This is a genomic window from Streptomyces gamaensis, assembly GCF_042656465.1.
GTDB classification, from domain to species: domain Bacteria; phylum Actinomycetota; class Actinomycetes; order Streptomycetales; family Streptomycetaceae; genus Streptomyces; species Streptomyces gamaensis.
The window spans coordinates 55,204-71,561 of sequence record NZ_JBHSPB010000008.1 but is presented as its reverse complement, the minus strand read 5'-3'; the positions used below and the strand labels follow the sequence as shown (position 1 = coordinate 71,561).

Annotated in this window: 11 protein-coding genes and 2 riboswitches; of the genes, 7 read left to right on the top strand and 4 right to left on the bottom strand. The window is 74.2% G+C overall.

The genetic code is table 11. From position 1 onward, the window contains the following. Nucleotides 1-161 precede the first annotated feature (161 nt). The 3 genes from ACFP1Z_RS14980 (at nucleotide 162) to ACFP1Z_RS14970 (ending at nucleotide 3,020) form a co-directional block, all read left to right on the top strand. Entirely contained in the window at nucleotides 162-875 is a 714-nt protein-coding gene (locus ACFP1Z_RS14980; RefSeq protein ID WP_390316764.1) for a helix-turn-helix transcriptional regulator, read from the top strand. Between the two features lie 290 nt (nucleotides 876-1,165). Continuing rightward, on the top strand, nucleotides 1,166-1,903 hold the full coding sequence (locus ACFP1Z_RS14975) for a response regulator transcription factor (RefSeq protein WP_390316763.1): 738 nt from the start codon (nucleotides 1,166-1,168) through the stop codon (nucleotides 1,901-1,903). Next, a complete protein-coding gene (locus tag ACFP1Z_RS14970; protein WP_390316762.1) occupies nucleotides 1,896-3,020 on the top strand; it encodes a sensor histidine kinase in 1,125 nt (374 codons plus the stop codon). Before ACFP1Z_RS14975 ends, ACFP1Z_RS14970 begins: the two co-directional genes overlap by 8 nt. A gap of 47 nt (nucleotides 3,021-3,067) precedes the next feature. Here the strand turns inward: ACFP1Z_RS14970 and nicT are convergent, their stop codons facing one another. Further along, nucleotides 3,068-4,210, bottom strand: a complete 1,143-nt coding sequence (gene nicT / locus ACFP1Z_RS14965) for a Nickel transporter NicT (RefSeq protein ID WP_390317028.1) — start codon at nucleotides 4,208-4,210, stop codon at nucleotides 3,068-3,070. A 31-nt stretch (nucleotides 4,211-4,241) separates the two neighbouring features. Next, nucleotides 4,242-4,457, bottom strand: a riboswitch (cobalamin riboswitch). A 172-nt stretch (nucleotides 4,458-4,629) separates the two neighbouring features. Between nicT and ACFP1Z_RS14960 the strand changes: the two genes are divergently transcribed. The 3 genes from ACFP1Z_RS14960 to ACFP1Z_RS14950 all read left to right on the top strand — a co-directional run bounded on the left by ACFP1Z_RS14960 (nucleotide 4,630) and on the right by ACFP1Z_RS14950 (nucleotide 8,572). Further along, nucleotides 4,630-6,207 (top strand): APC family permease, encoded by a 1,578-nt coding sequence (locus ACFP1Z_RS14960; protein WP_390316761.1) that lies wholly within the window; start codon nucleotides 4,630-4,632, stop codon nucleotides 6,205-6,207. A gap of 50 nt (nucleotides 6,208-6,257) precedes the next feature. Further along, on the top strand, nucleotides 6,258-6,878 hold the full coding sequence (locus ACFP1Z_RS14955) for a YIP1 family protein (protein ID WP_390316759.1): 621 nt from the start codon (nucleotides 6,258-6,260) through the stop codon (nucleotides 6,876-6,878). A 710-nt stretch (nucleotides 6,879-7,588) separates the two neighbouring features. Next, a complete protein-coding gene (locus ACFP1Z_RS14950) occupies nucleotides 7,589-8,572 on the top strand; it encodes a trypsin-like serine peptidase (RefSeq protein WP_390316758.1) in 984 nt (327 codons plus the stop codon). A gap of 66 nt (nucleotides 8,573-8,638) precedes the next feature. On the opposite strand, the gene ACFP1Z_RS14945 is transcribed toward ACFP1Z_RS14950, so the two are convergent. From ACFP1Z_RS14945 to cobN, 3 genes are read right to left on the bottom strand one after another with little or no spacing between them, the layout of a single operon-like run. Then, nucleotides 8,639-9,400 (bottom strand): hypothetical protein, encoded by a 762-nt coding sequence (locus ACFP1Z_RS14945; protein ID WP_390316757.1) that lies wholly within the window; start codon nucleotides 9,398-9,400, stop codon nucleotides 8,639-8,641. Then, the gene (locus tag ACFP1Z_RS14940; RefSeq protein WP_390316756.1) at nucleotides 9,400-10,662 is read right to left on the bottom strand and encodes a VWA domain-containing protein; all 1,263 of its coding nucleotides are present in this window, start codon (nucleotides 10,660-10,662) and stop codon (nucleotides 9,400-9,402) included. Before ACFP1Z_RS14940 ends, ACFP1Z_RS14945 begins: the two co-directional genes overlap by 1 nt. 45 nt (nucleotides 10,663-10,707) lie before the next feature. Continuing rightward, nucleotides 10,708-14,382, bottom strand: a complete 3,675-nt coding sequence (cobN, locus tag ACFP1Z_RS14935; RefSeq protein WP_390316755.1) for a cobaltochelatase subunit CobN — start codon at nucleotides 14,380-14,382, stop codon at nucleotides 10,708-10,710. A 116-nt stretch (nucleotides 14,383-14,498) separates the two neighbouring features. Next, nucleotides 14,499-14,581, bottom strand: a riboswitch (adenosylcobalamin (AdoCbl) riboswitch). 366 nt (nucleotides 14,582-14,947) lie between these two features. On the opposite strand from cobN, the gene ACFP1Z_RS14930 reads away from it, so the two are divergent. Continuing rightward, nucleotides 14,948-16,345: a cobalamin biosynthesis protein CobG gene (locus ACFP1Z_RS14930; RefSeq protein ID WP_390316754.1), complete on the top strand. Its 1,398-nt coding sequence runs from the start codon at nucleotides 14,948-14,950 to the stop codon at nucleotides 16,343-16,345. Nucleotides 16,346-16,358: the final 13 nt, after the last annotated feature.

The window sequence follows — 16,358 nt, the reverse complement described above, 5'->3', positions numbered from 1 at the left end:
CTCGTGATCTCACCGTGAGTCCACCGGCACCCCCCACCGCACCCGGCGCCGGCACCTGGAGGACGGTGGAAGCCCGCCGACCTGTCCGTCGTTCCCTACTTCGTCTCTTTGCCAGCTCCCGGTGCGGCGGGAGCCGGCAGCGATTTGCGGAAGGAACTGTGATGAGTGTGCGGATGCTCGAAGCCGGCGACGTCTGTGTGCCCGGAGTCCGGGAGCCGGCGGGGGGCCTGGGGTGCCGGGGGCTGTCGGTGTTCTGGCTGGCGGAGGACGCGGTCGCGCACCACGGGCTGCCGCCGCTGCTGGAGAAGGTGCCGGGGGTGCGGCGGGCGGTCGTCCGGCAGAGCCTCGCGGAGTCCGTCGGCCTGCTGGCGAGCGGCGACTTCGACATCGCGGTCGTGCCCCTCGGGCTGTGCTCGGACGGCTTCGTCCGGGCGGCGCGGGCGGGCGCGCACACCAAACTGCTGGTGGCCCTGCGGGAGGAGGAGGTCAAGTGCGTACGGCACTTCCCGCACAGCCTGTCCGTGGACGGCTATCTGCTGCGGCAGGACATCGGTGTGCCCAAACTCTCGGAGATCTTCCGGCAGATGCTCCTCGGCGAGCTGCCGATGCCGCCGGTGCTGGCGCGTGAACTCATGGGCGGGGCACGGCGGGAGGAGCTCCCGGGGGAGGCCAGGGGGGCGGCGCGGGTGACGGACCGTGAGCGGGAGGTGCTGGACTTCCTCACCCAGGGGCTGAGCAATCACCAGATAGCGCGGGCCATGGGGATCTCCGTCCACGGAGTCAAGCGCCATGTCTCCAACCTGCTGGTGAAGTTCGACTGCACGAACCGCACCGAGGTGGTGCTGGTCGCGCTGCGGCAGGGCATGGCCTCCTGAACCGGCGGCGGCGGGCGCGGGACGGGGAGGCGCCGGTGCTGCTCTCCCCTTCAGCAGCCCCGGCGCTCCACGCCCTTGCCGTCGGCCCGCGGCGTGCCGAAGACCGTACCCCCGTGACGTTCTTCGGCGTGCGCGCCGTGCATTGTTGAACATCTCCGATGGTGCCAGGGGTCGAAGCTCCCGGCTAGGTGCACCATCGGCTACCCCCATCGGCGAGGTGTCCCCGTCGGCGAGATGTCCGCATCACTGAGGTGTCCGCACGGCGATGCGGCATATGCGAGGCTTGCGGTATGTCTCCTGCCCCGGCCCCCGCCCGTGTGCTCGTCGTGGACGACGACCCGACCGTCGCCGAGGTCGTGGCCGGCTATCTCGACCGGGCCGGCTTCGCCGTGGACCGGGCCGCCGACGGCCCCGGGGCTCTGGAACGCGCCGGGGCGGCCCGGCCCGACCTCGTCGTCCTCGATCTGATGCTGCCGGGCATGGACGGACTGGAGGTGTGCCGGAGACTGCGCGAGGACGGCCCGGTACCGGTGATCATGCTCACGGCCCGGGGCGAGGAGGAGGACCGCATCCTCGGGCTGGAGGTCGGCGCCGACGACTACGTCACCAAGCCGTTCAGCCCCCGGGAGCTCGTCCTGCGCGTCGAGTCGGTGCTGCGCCGTGCCCGCGGGCGCCCGGCCGGCCCGGCCGCCGCCGCCCCGCTGCGCGCCGCCGGGCTCGTCCTGGACCCGGCCGCGCGCTCGGCCACCCGCGACGGCGTCGAACTCCGCCTGACCCAGCGGGAGTTCGACCTGCTGGCCTATCTGCTGCGGCATCCCGGGAAGGCGTGCGGCCGCGAGGAGCTGATGCGCGAGGTGTGGGGCTGGGAGTTCGGCGACGTCTCGACGGTGACGGTGCACGTACGGCGGCTGCGCGCGAAGGTGGAGGACGATCCGGCCCGGCCCCGGCTGATCCGCACCGTGTGGGGCGTGGGCTACCGCTTCGGGCCGGCCGGTGTCCAGGAGCGGGGCGGCGACGGCGGTGCGTGACCTCCTGCTCATCGCCCTGTTCGCGTTCCTCGGCGCGGCCGCCGCCGGAGGGCTGGGCGCCGCCGCCCTGCGCGCGCTGCGGCACCGCTCCCTCGCCGTGTCCCTGGCCGTGGTCGCGGCCGTCCCCGTGACGGCGATGCTCGCGGGGACCCTGGCCGTCGCGTGGGCGATGTTCCTCTCCGCGCACGACCTGACGGTGGTCACGGCGGTGTGCGCGATGGCGGCCGTGGTCTCCCTGGCCACGGCGCTGCTGCTGGGCCGGTGGGTGGTCGCCCGCAGCGACGCGCTGGCGCGCGCGGCCCGTTCGTTCGGCGACGCCGGGACCTTCGCCGCCCCGGCCGGCGGGTCGACCGCCGAACTGGCGGCGCTCTCCCGCGAACTGGCGGCCGCCGACGCGAAACTGGCCCGCGCCCGCGAGCGGGAGCAGGCCCTGGAGTCCTCCCGGCGCGAGCTCGTCGCCTGGATCTCGCACGACCTGCGCACCCCGCTCGCGGGGCTGCGCGCGATGTCCGAGGCACTGGAGGACGGGGTGGCGGAGGATCCGCACCGCTACCACCGGCAGATCCGCGCCGAGGTCGAGCGCATCGACGCCATGGTCGGCGACCTCTTCGCGCTCTCCCGCATCCACGCGGGGTCGCTGCCGCTGCGCGTGGACCGCGTACCGGTGCACGACCTGCTGAGCGACGCGCTCGCCGGGGCGGGCCCGCTGGCCCGCGAGCAGGGCGTCCGCCTGGTGGGGCGGCCGCCCCGGGAGGGCGACGACACCCTGCCCGTCGAGGTCGACGCCAAGGAGATGACACGCGTCCTCGGCAACCTCCTGGTCAACGCGATCCGCCGGACACCGCCCGACGGGACGGTCGCGGTGGCGGCGCGGCGCGAGGCGGACACGGTGGTGGTGTCCGTGACGGACGAGTGCGGCGGCATCCCCGAGGACGAGCTGCCGCGCGTCTTCGACACCGGCTGGCGCGGCGCCGCCGCGCGGACGCCGCCGGCGGGCGCGGGGCTGGGCCTGGCGATCGTCCGCGGCATCGTGGAGGCGCACGCGGGGCGGGCGAGCGTGCGCAACGTCGCGGGGGGCTGCCGGTTCGAGGTGACGCTGCCGCTCCCCGGCTCGTGACCCCGGCGGCCCCGCGCGCGGCGGGGCCGCCGGGGTGCCGGGGACCGTCAGCCGTCGGCCGGGGCCCTGCGCGCCTCCCACCGGGCCTCGACCTTCGCGAACCGCCAGTACGACAGGGCGATCGCCCACACCACCACGAACAGCCCCACGATGACGAAGCCGACGTTGTCCAGGTCCAGTCCGGCGATCCAGCCGGTGACCGCGTCGGTCAGGTCGAACTTGTCGTGGACGACGCCGACGAGCTCGATCGTGCCGATGAGGAAGGCGACCGCGATCGACAGCCCGGTGATGGTGAGGTTGTAGTAGACCTTGCGGACGGGGTGGGAGAACGCCCACTGGTAGGCGAAGTTCATGAACGTGCCGTCGAGCGTGTCGAACAGGCTCATGCCGGCGGCGAACAGCAGCGGCAGGCACAGGACCGCGTACCAGGGCAGCCCGGCGGCGGCGCCGCTGCCGGCCATGACCATGAGCGTGACCTCGGTGGCGGTGTCGAAGCCCAGGCCGAAGAGGAAGCCCAGCGGGTACATCTGGCCGGGGCGCGAGACGGAGCGGGTGAGGCGGCCCAGGAGGCGGTTCATGAAGCCGCGCGCGTCCAGGTGCCGCTCCAGCTCGGCCTCGTCGTAGTGACCGGAGCGCATGGCACGGAAGATGCGCAGGATACCGGCGAGGGCGAGGAGGTTGAGGGCGGCGATGAGGTAGAGAAAGCCGCCGGAGACGGTGGTGCCGACCAGGCCGAGGGTCTGGTGGGTGGTGGAGTCCTCGTTCATGAGGGTGCCGGCCAGGTGCGTGCCTCCGGCGACGAGAGCGGCCATGGCGACGACGACGCTGGAGTGGCCGAGGGCGAACCAGAAGCCCACGGAGACGGGCCGTTCGCCGTCGGACATGAGCTTGCGGGTGGTGTTGTCGATGGCGGCTATGTGGTCGGCGTCGAAGGCGTGCCGCATGCCCAGGGTGTAGGCGGTGACGCCGAGGCCGACGCCGTAGACCTTGGAGCCGACGGTGTAGTGGGCGGGGACGACGAGCAGCAGGAGCACGCCGAAGGCGACGGCGTGCAGGGCGGCGACGACGGCCAGCAGGCCGGCGGTGCGCAGGGTGTCCTCCCGTCGCCAGCGGAAGGCGGGCGGCGCCCCGGGGGAGGCGGGCACGCCCGGGCTCCCGGCGCTGCCGTGGACATCGGTGGGCAGGGTCATCTGCGGATCACGCTCCAGCACCTCGTGGATCTTCTCGTGAGATGCCGTGGCCGGTCTCCTGGCTGACGGGTACGTCCGCGCCCGCCCCGCCTTCCCGGCAGCCGGCTGCTGCCAGTGGCCCCGTACACCGCGCGCGGCGTACGGACTGGGACGGTAACTCCCCGATCACAGTGGCGAGGGCCGCTCCGGACTGGGACCACGACGGTCCGCACCGGTCTTCCCGAACACCACGGCCCGGCCACCCTAGCCGTATTCCGGCCACGGACGGGCCCGCTCCGCACACCGGTTGCGCGGTGGGCCGTCCGGGCGGAGCGCGGCGGCCGATCCGTTCGGCTGTGTCCGGGAGATGGACGCCCCGGGCCGGGCGGTGCTACCAGTGCAGCACACCTCCACCGGCTTCCAGGGAAGGGCGGACCGCCATGGCAGAGTCGGCACACGGTCCTTCGGACCAGGGCGCGCCGCCCGGCGGGCAGCGCGCCGGGTTCGTCCGCAGCATCGGGCTGTTCCAGGCCACCGCCCTGAACATGAGCCAGATGTGCGGGATAGGACCCTTCGTCACCATTCCGCTGATGGTCGCGGCGTTCGCCGGCCCGCAGGCCGTCCTCGGGTTCGTCGCGGGCGCGGTGCTGGCCCTGGCCGACGGGCTGGTGTGGGCGGAGCTGGGCGCCTCGCTGCCCGGGGCGGGCGGCAGTTACGTGTATCTGCGGCAGGCGTTCCAGTACCGCACCGGCAAGCTGATGCCGTTCCTGTTCGTGTGGACGGCCATGCTCAACATCCCGCTGGCGATGTCCACGGGTGTCATCGGCTTCGTGCAGTATCTGGGCTATCTGTGGCCGGGAATGACGCCGCTCCAGGGCGATCTGACGGGCCTGGTGCTGACGGTGCTCGTGGTCGCCCTGCTGTGGGGGCGGGTGGAGCACATGGCGCGCCTCAACGTCGTGCTGTGGTGCGTGATGCTCGCCTCGGTGGTGCTCGTCATCGTCGCCGCCTACACCCACTTCAGCCCCGGACGGGCCTTCACCTACCCCGCGCACGCCTTCGAGCTGACCTCCAATCATTTCTGGATCGGCTTCGCCGCGGGCCTGACGATCGGCATCTACGACTACGGCGGCTACTGGACCTCCGCCTATCTGGGCGCCGAGATCAAGAACCCGGGCCGCACCCTGCCCCGCTCCATCGTCTATTCGATCCTCGGCATCATGGTGATCTATCTCCTGCTGCAGATCGGCACGTTGGGCGTCGTCGACTGGCAGGACATGCTCGACCCCGACTCGGCCGCCTCCTCCTCGGTGGCCTCCGCCGTCCTGGAGAGGACCTGGGGCAGGGGCGCGGCGAACGCCGTCACCGTACTGATCCTCGTCACCGCCGTCGCCTCCCTCTTCACGGGGCTGCTGGGCGGTTCCCGGGTGCCGTACGACGCGGCGCGCGAGGGCGTGTTCTTCCGCCCCTTCGGCAGGCTGCACCGGCGGCACCGCTTCCCGGTGCTCGCCCTGGTGGTCATGGGCGCGGTCGGCGGGGCGGGCTTCCTGCTCGGCCGGCACACGGACCTGCAGACCATCATCCAGCTGCTGACGACGGTGATGGTGCTCGTGCAGGCGCTCGCGCAGATCCTGGCCCTGAGCGTGCTGCGCCGCCGGCAGCCGGGGCTGCGCCGTCCGTACCGGATGTGGCTGTATCCGCTCCCCTCTCTGGTGGCGCTCGTCGGCTGGCTGGTGATCTACGGCTACGCGGACAAGGCGTCGCCGGGCCGGCATCCCATCGAATGGTCGCTGGCGTGGGTCGCGGCCGGCTGTGTCGCCTTCGTGCTGTGGGCGCGCCACGAGAAGGTGTGGCCGTTCGGGCCGCGGGAGATCTCCGAGGAGTACCTGACGGGCGCGGGGGCCGCCGATGCCGCGGGTGACCGTGGTGAGGGCGGCGAGGGCAGCGCGGGCGGTGGCGGGGGAACGGACGGGGAGCCGGACGCGGACCCGGGAGGCAAGGCGCCGGCGCCGGTCTGATCCGGCCCGGCCGATGCCGGTTCCGCCGGGCGGTGATAGAACTTGCATCCATGCCTGTGACCAGTTCGCCCCCTTCACCCCCCTCTCCGTCCTCCCCCGGAGGCCGGCCCTCACGCCCCGTCAGGCGGCGCAGACTCCTGTGGCACCGGCTGTTCTTCGGGATCTGGCTGCGGCCGGTCGACATCATGGACGAGGCGCGGGACCGCGGGGTGTGGGGGGCGGCGGCGTTCCTGTGCGTGGTGTGCGGAACGCTGGGGACGCTGGCGAGGGAGTCGTTCTGGGCGCAGTGGCGCGTCGGCCGCGCGCTCGCCGTCGAGGCGGTGGCGATAGCCGACGGCGTGCTGCTGCTCGCGAGCCTTCTGCTGGGCGTGGTCACGCACGCCATCGCGCGCCGCCTCGGCGGCAACGGCAGGTTCGCGCCCACGGTGACGCTGTTCGTGGTGCTGTTCTGGGCGACGGACCTGCCGCGGCTGGCCCTCGATGTGTGGCTGCCCTCCGACTCCTTCGCCGTGCGGGTCGCGGCCTGGGTCACCTCGGGCTTCGGCTACGCCTTCGCCGCGCTGCTGATCCGCGGTCAGCACCATCTGCCCACGCACAAGGCCGTGGCGGCGGTGAGCATACAGATGCTGGCCGCGGTGGCCCTGCTGAAGTTCCCGACGGCCGGGGCCTGACGGCCGCACGGCCCCCGCGCGGCCCCTGCACGGCCCCGCACAGCGAAAGGCCCGCCCGGTGCGACGGGGGATGCACACCGGGCGGGCTCGAAGACAGTTCTACCGCATCACCGATGGGCCATGCATCAAAAACCTGTTCGCCTTTACGGTTTACCAACGCACGGGGAGCGAATTCAGGCCATGCGCACGCGGGACAGCCGCCCCGCCGGCTTCCCGCAGGGCACGTCGGAGCCGGGCGGGCGGGGGGTCGCACGGGGCCGGACCGGTTCGCTGAAGTGACGGGCGCCACACCGTTCGATGCCCGGCAGGGCAGGGGTTCCGGGCGCCCGACTCGGCCTGGGCAAAGGGGAGTTGGCGCGTGTTCCGGAACACCGGCGGGCGCTCGCGGGGGCGGTTCCGCGCCCATCGGGGGCCTCCGGAAGGGAAGTTGGCCGGATACCGTGCCCGGAAGGCGATGCCCCGGGACGTACCGGGCGTAGACAGTGCGGAGGTTCTGGAGGGGGTTCCGCCTCGCCCGGACGCCCGACGGCCGAGCAGACAGGGCCTTTCGGCCTGTTCCGACGGTCGGCCCGCCGCTCCCGGCCCGGCGCGGGCCACCGGCCGCGCGCGTTCCGGTGAATCCGTGCGCGTGGGGCTCTGTCCGTCCCGGGGTGGCCGTAGGACGATGGCACGCTCGCTTCGTACGTGTCCCCGGGCAGGGAGGAACTCTCATGCGTCACCGGCGCCGCAGACCCCTTGACGGACTCCCGACCGCGCCGACGGCCGGGCCGCCGCACACGCTGCGCGGCCCGGTCGCCGTGTTGCTCGGGCTGCTGCTCATCGCCGCGGGTCCGGTCCCGGCCGCGTACGCCGCGGACGGCGGCAGGGCCCCGCACGGGCGGACGGCCGCCCTGGCCGACGCCCTGTACTGGACGGCGGACCGTATGGCGGCCGCCCTGCCGGCGGACAGCGGCAAGCCGGCCGTACCGGAGGCCGCTGCCGCCGCCGTGCCGCCGAGTCGCCCCTTCAACGGGCTGCCCCAAGTGGGCACGTTCTTCTGGACCGACGGACGCAACACCGGCCGCTTCTGCGGCGGCACGGTGGTGCGCAGCCCGCACCGCAATCTCGTGGTGAGCGCCGCGCACTGTCTGCGCTCGCCGGATCCCAAGAAGCACCTGTCGTTCGTGCCGCAGTACCACGACCGGAAGAAGCCGCACGGCGTCTTCCCCGTCGACGACATCTACATCGACCAGCGCTACTACGACCTGGGGACGGGCGGCGGGGCCCGGTGGGACTACGCGGTGGTGCGGCTGGCGCCCCGTCAGGACGGGCGCGAGGCGCAGAGCGTCGTGGGGGGCTTCGACCTCGTGGCCTATCCCGGCTACGCGCACCGCAAGGTCCGTCTCATCGGCTATCCGGGCAGCAGCGACGCCAAGTACCCCAAGCCGCTGGACTGCACGTCCTCCACGCACCGCTTCCGCAGCAAGGACCCGAACGCGCCGGGCGACTTCCTGGAGATCGCCTGCGCCGGCTACATCGGGGGCACCTCGGGGGGCCCGTTCCTGCGGCGGGCGGGCGGCGGTTACGAGCTGATCGGTGTCATCGGCGGCTATCACACGGGCGGTGACACCCCGGACATCTCCTACAGTTCCTACTTCACCGACGACCTCGTCTCGCTGTACCTGCACGCCATCGAGGGCGACGACAACGACTGACGGGCACGGACGACGAGGGGCCCGGGGACGCAAGTGCGCGGTCCCCGGGCCCCTCGTGGCGCTGTGTCAGTGCCGCACCGGCGGGTGGGAGCCCCGGTGGGGGTGGCGGGTGAGGGTGTAGCCGCCGATGGCCGCGAGGGCGCAGAGCACGGCACCGCCCACGGTCCAGCCCCAGCGGTCGGTGAGCCAGCTGCCGTTCCAGCCGTCCTCGGGTTCGCTGACGGCGGCCGCGTGCAGCGGGGCGCCCAGCTGCCCGCCGCCGTCGTGGGCGCCGCCCGCGTCCTCGGCGGTCGCCTCGATCTCGGCCTTCACCGGCCGGCCGAGGTCCCGGTCGGGGACGTCGGTGGCGGTCAGCCGCACGTAGTACGCGCCGGGGAGGGGGTCGTTCGCCCACTGCTCGGACCACGCGCGCACCGTGCGCAGCGTGCACGTCAGGGTCACCGAGGTGTCCTGCTGGGAGGCGCGCTGTGCCGGGGCGCCAAAGGCGCAGGCCTGGCGGCGGCGCAGCCCGTCGAAGACGTCGATCCGCCAGGTGGCGGCGCCCGTACGGGATGCCGCCTCCGGCAGCCGGACCGTCGCCTTCACGGTGGCGCGCTGCCCGGCGCCGGCCGGGAACTGCCAGTACAGGTAGTCCCCGGTGGACGCGCCTGCCGTCGCCTTCTGCCCCGTCTCCAGGGCGGTGGCGGTACGGAAGCCCGTACCGGCCTCCGTGGGCGCCGAGGCGGTGCCGGCCGACGGGCTGGGGCTCTGCGCGGCCGCGGCGCCGGCGGGGGCGAGCAGGGCCGTCCCGGCGAGCAGGAGCGTGCTCAACGCTTTGGTGATACGCATCAGTTCTCCCTCCACACGGCGAAGCGCCAGCGGGACAGCCAGCCCCACACCAGTCCGGCGAGCAGTCCGGTCACGCCGAGGACGGCCAGCAGCACCCAGCCGCGGCCCAGGCCGAAGGCCGCGAGGTCCGAGGGGTTGTCGGGGGCCTTGGCGAGGTCCACGGCGAGTTCGACGGGCATGCCCGGGTCGCGCTGGACGCCGGGCGGTGCGGAGAAGGAGTTGGAGACCTCCAGGCAGACCGTGCGCGCGTCCTTGTCGCCCTTCTTGCTCTCAGCGAGCGGATAGCGCAGCCCGGAGGAGATCACGTCGGTGCGTCCGCTGCCGGCGTCCGAGCCGCGTACGAGCTCCTGTCCGCCCTCGTCGACGGCGCGCAGCAGCACTCCGTAGTCGCGGTCGACGGCCCGGTCGGCGCCCACGCTCACCGAGGCGCGCAGTTCCTGACCCGGCTTCACCTTGACGCGGTACCAGCGGTGCTCGGCGAACTTCTCGCGGTCCGTCCAGATACCGGCGCCGAGTTCGGGGGCCTTCGAGCATTCGGTGGCGCCCTGCGCCGGGCGGGGCGTCTCGACGGGGGCGGCGTCGGCCCGGCGCACCAACTGCTTGATGCGGCTGGAGAGCTGGTCGGTGTGCTGGACGGCGGTGTAGGTGCCGCCGGTGGCCTCGGCGATGCAGGTGAGCTGTTCGCGGGTCTTGTCGTCGTGGGCGAGGCCGAGGGTGTCGACCGTCAAGTGGGTGCCCTTGGCGGCGAGTTCGCGGGCCACGTCGCAGGGGTCGGGCTGCCCGCAGGAGTCCTCGCCGTCGGTGATGAGCACCACACGGCGGGTGCCGCCGTCGGTGCCCAGGTCCTCGTCGGCGCCGCGCAGCGCGTAGCCGATGGGCGTCCAGCCGGTGGGCCGCAGGGTGGCCACGGCGGCCTTCGCCTCGGTGCGGTCGACCGGCCCCACACGGTACAGCTGTCTGCTGTCCTTGCAGCCGATCTCCTTGTCCTCGCCCGGGTAGTTGGCGCCGAGGGTGCGGATACCGAGCCGCACCCCGTCCGGCACGGCGTCGATGACCTCGTTGAAGGCCTGCTGGGCGGCGGCCATGCGGGAGCCGCCGTCCACGTCGCGGGTGCGCATCGAGCCGCTGACGTCCAGGACGAGCTCGACCTTCGGGGAGTCCTTGGCGGGTTTGCCGTCGGCGGCGCCCGCCGGTGCCGCTCCGGCGGCGAGAGCGGCGAGCAGGGCACACGCGCCCGCCGCCAGCCGTCTTGTGATGATCATTCGGGGATCCTAGGGGCGGGCGGCGGGTCGACTCAAAACGGGTGGTTACCCGGCGTCGGACTCCTCCGCCCCCGACTCCAGGTCGCCCTCGGTCTCCAGGAAGACCTCCTTGAGCGCCTGCAGCGTGGCGGCATCGGGCTTGGCCCACATGCCGCGGCTCTCCGCCTCCAGCAGGCGTTCGGCGATGCCGTGCAGCGCCCAGGGGTTGGCCTCCTGGAGGAAGGCGCGGTTGACGGGGTCGAGGGCGTAGGTCTGGGCGAGCTTGTCGTACATCCAGTCGGGGACGACGCCGGTGGTGGCGTCGTAGCCGAACAAGTAGTCCACGGTGGCGGCGAGTTCGAAGGCGCCCTTGTAGCCGTGGCGGCGCATCGCCTCGATCCAGCGGGGGTTGACGACGCGGGCCCGGAAGACGCGGGAGGTCTCCTCGACGAGGGTGCGGGTGCGCACGGTCTCGGGGCGGGTGGAGTCGCCGATGTAGGCCTCGGGGGCGGTGCCGCGCAGGGCGCGGACGGTGGCCACCATGCCGCCGTGGTACTGGAAGTAGTCGTCGGAGTCGGCGATGTCGTGCTCGCGGGTGTCGGTGTTCTTGGCGGCGACCGCGATGCGCTTGTACGCGCTCTCCATCTCGGTACGGGCCGGGCGTCCTTCGAGGCCGCGGCCGTAGGCGTAGCCGCCCCAGACGGTGTAGACCTCGGCGAGGTCGGCGTCGGTGCGCCAGTCGCGGCTGTCGATGAGCTGCAGCAGTCCGGCGCCGTAGGTGCCGGGGCGGGAGCCGAAGATGCGGGTGGTGGCGCGGCGTTCGTCGCCGTGCTCGGCGAGGTCGGCGCGCGCGTGGGCCCGTACGTGGTTGTCGGCGTCGTCCTCGTCGAGGCCGGCCACGAGCCGGACGGCGTCGTCGAGCAGGCCGATCACGTGCGGGAAGGCGTCGCGGAAGAAGCCGCTGATGCGCAGGGTGACATCGACGCGCGGGCGGCCCAGCTCGGCGAGGGGGACGGACTCCAGGCCGGTGACGCGGCGTGAGGCGTCGTCCCAGACGGGGCGGACGCCCAGCAGGGCGAGGGCCTCGGCGACGTCGTCGCCGGCGGTGCGCATCGCGCTCGTCCCCCACAGGGACAGCCCCACCGAGGTGGGCCACGTGCCCCGGTCGGCGCGGTAGCGGGCCAGCAGGGAGTCGGCGAGGGCCTGTCCGGTCTCCCAGGCGAGGCGGCTGGGGACGGCCTTGGGGTCGACGGAGTAGAAGTTGCGGCCGGTCGGCAGGACGTTGACCAGTCCGCGCAGCGGGGATCCGGAGGGGCCGGCGGGGACGAAGCGGCCCGCCAACGCCCTGACGGCGTTGTCGAGTTCGGCTGTGGTCCCGGCCAGGCGGGGTACGACCTCGCGGGCCGCGAAGTCGAGGACGGCCGCGACGGGGTCGGCGTTCACGGGATCGGTGCCCGGCACCGGGGGTTGTGCCTGCCCCGCAGGGCGGCTGCCCACAACAGCGGCGACCGCCGCCGGGTCCCAGTCCGCTTCCTCCATCGCCTCCACGAGGGCGCGCGCCTGCGCCTCCGCCTCGTCCGCCGTCGTGCGGGTCGCCGCCGACTCGTCCAGGCCGAGAGCCTCGCGCAGGCCCGGCAGGGCGGCCGTGCCGCCCCAGATCTGGCGGGCGCGCAGGATCGACAGGACCAGGTTCACGCGTTCCGCGCCGGCCGGGGCGGAGCCCAGGACGTGCAGTCCGTCGCGGATCTGGGCGTCCTTGACCTCACACAGCCAGCCGTCGACGTGCAGGAGGAAGTCGTCGAAGCCGTCGTCGTCGGGGCGGTCCTCCAGGCCCAGGTCGTGGTCGAGCCGGGCGGCCTGGATCAGGGTCCAGATCTGGGCGCGGATCGCGGGAAGTTTGGCGGGGTCCATGGCGGAGATGGACGCGTACTCGTCGAGGAGCTGCTCCAGGCGCGCGATGTCGCCGTAGGAGTCGGCGCGGGCCATGGGCGGCACGAGGTGGTCGACGAGGGTGGCGTGCGCGCGCCGCTTGGCCTGGGTGCCCTCGCCGGGGTCGTTGACGAGGAACGGGTAGACCAGCGGCAGGTCGCCGAGGGCGGCGTCGGGGCCGCAGGCGGCGGAGAGCCCGGCGTTCTTGCCGGGCAGCCATTCGAGGTTGCCGTGCTTGCCGAGGTGCACCATGGCGTCGGCGCCGAAGCCGCCGTCCTCACGGGCGGTGGCGATCCACCGGTAGGCGGCCAGATAGTGGTGCGAGGGCGGCAGGTCGGGGTCGTGGTAGATGGCGATGGGGTTCTCGCCGAAGCCGCGCGGCGGCTGGATGAGGATCAGCAGGTTGCCACGGCGCAGCGCGGCGAGGACGATCTCGCCCTCGGGGTCGCGGCTGCGGTCGAGGAACATCTCGCCGGGGGCGGGCCCCCAGTGCTCCTCGACGGCCTCGCGCAGCTCCTGGGGCAACTGCCCGTACCAGCGGCGGTAGTCGGCGGCGGGGATGCGCACGGGGTTGCGGGCGAGCTGTTCCTCGGTGAGCCACTCCTGGTCGTGGCCGCCGGCCTCGATCAGGGCGCGGATCAGCTCGTCGCCGTCGCCGGACGCGAGGCCGGGTACGGGCTCCTCGGTCTCGTCGCCGAAGTCGTAGCCCTCGTCCCGGAGCCGGCGCAGCAGGGCGACGGCGCTGGCGGGGGTGTCGAGGCCGACGGCGTTGCCGATGCGGGAGTGCTTGGTGGGGTAGGCGGACAGCACGAGCGCGAGCCGCTTGTCGGCGGGGGCGATGTGCCGCAGCCGGGCGTGGCGGACGGCGATGCCGGCGACGCGGGCGGCGCGCTCGGGGTCGGCGACGTAGGCCGGCAGGCCGTCCTCGTCGACCTCCTTGAAGGAGAACGGGACGGTGATGATGCGGCCGTCGAACTCGGGCACGGCGACCTGGGTCGCGGCGTCCAGCGGGGAGAGTCCCTCGTCGTTCTCCTCCCAGGCGCTGCGCGGCCCGGTCAGGCACAGGGCCTGCAGGACGGGCACGTCGAGGGCGGCGAGGGCACCCGCGTCCCAGGACTCGTCGTCGCCGCCGGCGGATGCCTGCGCGGGCTTGGTGCCGCCGGCGGCGAGCACGGTGGTGACGATGGCGTCGGCGGCGCGCAGTTCCTCGACGAGCGCGGGTTCGGGGGCGCGCAGGGAGGCGACGTACAGCGGCAGGGCGCGGCCGCCGGCCTGCTCGATCGCCGTGCACAGGGCGTCGACGAAGGCGGTGTTGCCGCTCATGTGGTGCGCGCGGTAGTAGAGCACGGCCACGAGCGGGCCGGTGGCGCCGGGCGCGGGGGTGCGCTCCAGTGCGCCCCAGGCGGGGGCGGCGGCGGGCGGCTCGAAGCCGTGGCCGGTGAGCAGCACGGTGTCGGAGAGGAAGCGGGCGAGCTGTTCGAGGTTGGCGGGCCCGCCGTGGGCGAGGTAGGCGTGGGCCTCGGCGGCGATGCCGATGGGCACGGTGGAGTGCTCCATCAGCTGGGCGTCGGGAGCCTGTTCGCCGGTGAGGACGACCACCGGGCGGTCGCCGGCGAGCAGTTGGTCGAGCCCCTCCTGCCAGGCGCGGACGCCGCCGAGGAGCCGGACGACGACGAGGTCGGTGCCCTCCAGCAGCCCGGGCAGGGCGTCGAGGCCGAGCCGGGCGGGGTTGGCGAGCCGGTACGGGACCGGTCCGCCGGCCGCGCGGGCGCTGAGCAGGTCGGTGTCGGAGGTCGACAGGAGAAGGATCACGCGGCGCTCCCCAGGGCATCGAGGGTCGCCCGGGGTGCGCGGGAGGCGGATGTGCGCGTGCGCATGCTGCGGCAGGCCTTCCTCGGGGTCCGCGCCCCGGGCGGTTGGAGGACGGCGGGAGTTCCTGACTCACGCGGCAGAAGCTGCTGCCGCGCTCACAGTGGCGGGACCGTGCCGGATTCGCACCGGACTTCCTCCCCTGGCGCCGTCGCTGGCGTCTGGCGGGCCGTCGGCTCCGCCGGGGCCATAGTAGCGACCGGCGCCGCGTTGACCAGCGGGGGCCGCTGCGGAACTCGCGTGCGCGGACAGCGCACGATGCTGCGGGGAGCGCCCCCGGTCTTGCATCCCGCGCCATGGCGCGGGGCGCCTTCCGGCGGAAGCCGGGCCACGACGCTGGCGCACGGCTGCGGGCCGCGTCGGTGCCTCGCGCGCGCCGGGCACTGCAGCCCGCAGCCCGTCGGATGCCTGCGGCTCCGGTCCCGCAGCCCGGGGACCGCCGCCGGCGGACCGTGTGCTTCCGCAACCGGCCCGCCCCCGGCGTACGGGCGTGGGTATGCTCGCCGCCATGCCCGTCACCAGCCCTTCCCCCTCGGACCGCGAGAATCCGGTCGGCCGTGACCGCGGTGACGCCTGTCCCGGCGCGCTGCGGCTGCACGGCGCGGACGACGGCGCGCTCGCCCGGATCCGGCTGCCCGGCGGACTCCTGACAGCCCGTCAGGCGGAGTCACTGGCCGGTCTCGCGCACGAACTGGGCGACGGGAACCTCGACCTCACCTCGCGCGGCAACGTCCAGCTGCGCGGCCTGGCCCCGGACTGCGGCGCGGAGTTGGGCGCGCGGCTGCGTGCGGCGGGGCTGCTGCCCTCGGACCGGCACGACCGGGTGCGCAACGTGGCGGCCTCCCCCCTGTGCGGGCTGGACGACCGCCGGCCGACGGCGGACGTACAGGCGTGGACCCGGGAACTGGACCGGCTGCTGTGCGGAGCGGACCCCGAACCACCCACCCGTACGGCCGACTTGTCCGGTCTGCCGGATCTCTCGCAGCTGTCCGGCCGTTTCCTGTTCGGCCTGGACGACGGCCGGGGCGACATCACAGCCCTCGCCCCCGATGTGACATTGATCGCAGAAGCGAACGGCAGTGCACTGCTCTGCTACGCGGCCACCGGCCCGTGCCTGCGCCTGGCCGCCGCCGACGCCCCGCGCGCCGCCGCGCTCGCGGCCCGGCACTTCCTGGACGGGCTGCGCGCGCGGGGGCTCACCGCCTGGCGCGTCGGCGACCTGCCGCCGCAGGACCGGCCGGACACCGGCCTGTTGCGGCGGCGCCTCGCCGCGGCCGGCATCACGGCCGCGCCCGGCGGACTTCTCCCGCCGCCCGCCGCTCCCCCGGAGCCCGGATGCGTCCACGGCCCGGGCGGACGTACGGCCCTGTCCGTGGCCGCGCCCCTCGGCCGGCTCACCACCGCGCAGTGGCTGCTCCTGGCGCACGGCGCCGCGCAGGCCGGCGACGGCACGCTGCGCGTCACGCCGTGGCGGGGCGTCGTCCTGCCGGGCCTGCCCGCACGCGAGGCCGTGCCCCGTCTCACCGCGCTCGCTGCGGCCGGGCTCGTCACCTCGCCGGCATCCGCCTGGCATGGCGCCGGAGCGTGCGCCGGACACCCCGGCTGCGCCAAGTCCCGCGCGGACGTCCGCGCGGACGCCACGGCGTGCCTGACGTCCGTACGCCCCGCCCCCGCACCGGAGCACCGTGGCACCGCGTCCGCGCTGCCGGTCTACTGGTCCGGGTGCGAGCGCCGCTGCGGACACCCCGGCGGACGGTGGGTGGACGTCCTCGCCACCGGCGACGGCTACCGCGTCGCGGTCCGCGACGGCGCCCGCGAGGAGAGCGCCCGTACCGTACCCGCCGCCCGGTCCGCCGACGCCGTGGCGGCGGCCCGCGCGACCGGCCCGGCCGGCGACGCCACATGACCCGGCCGGCCCG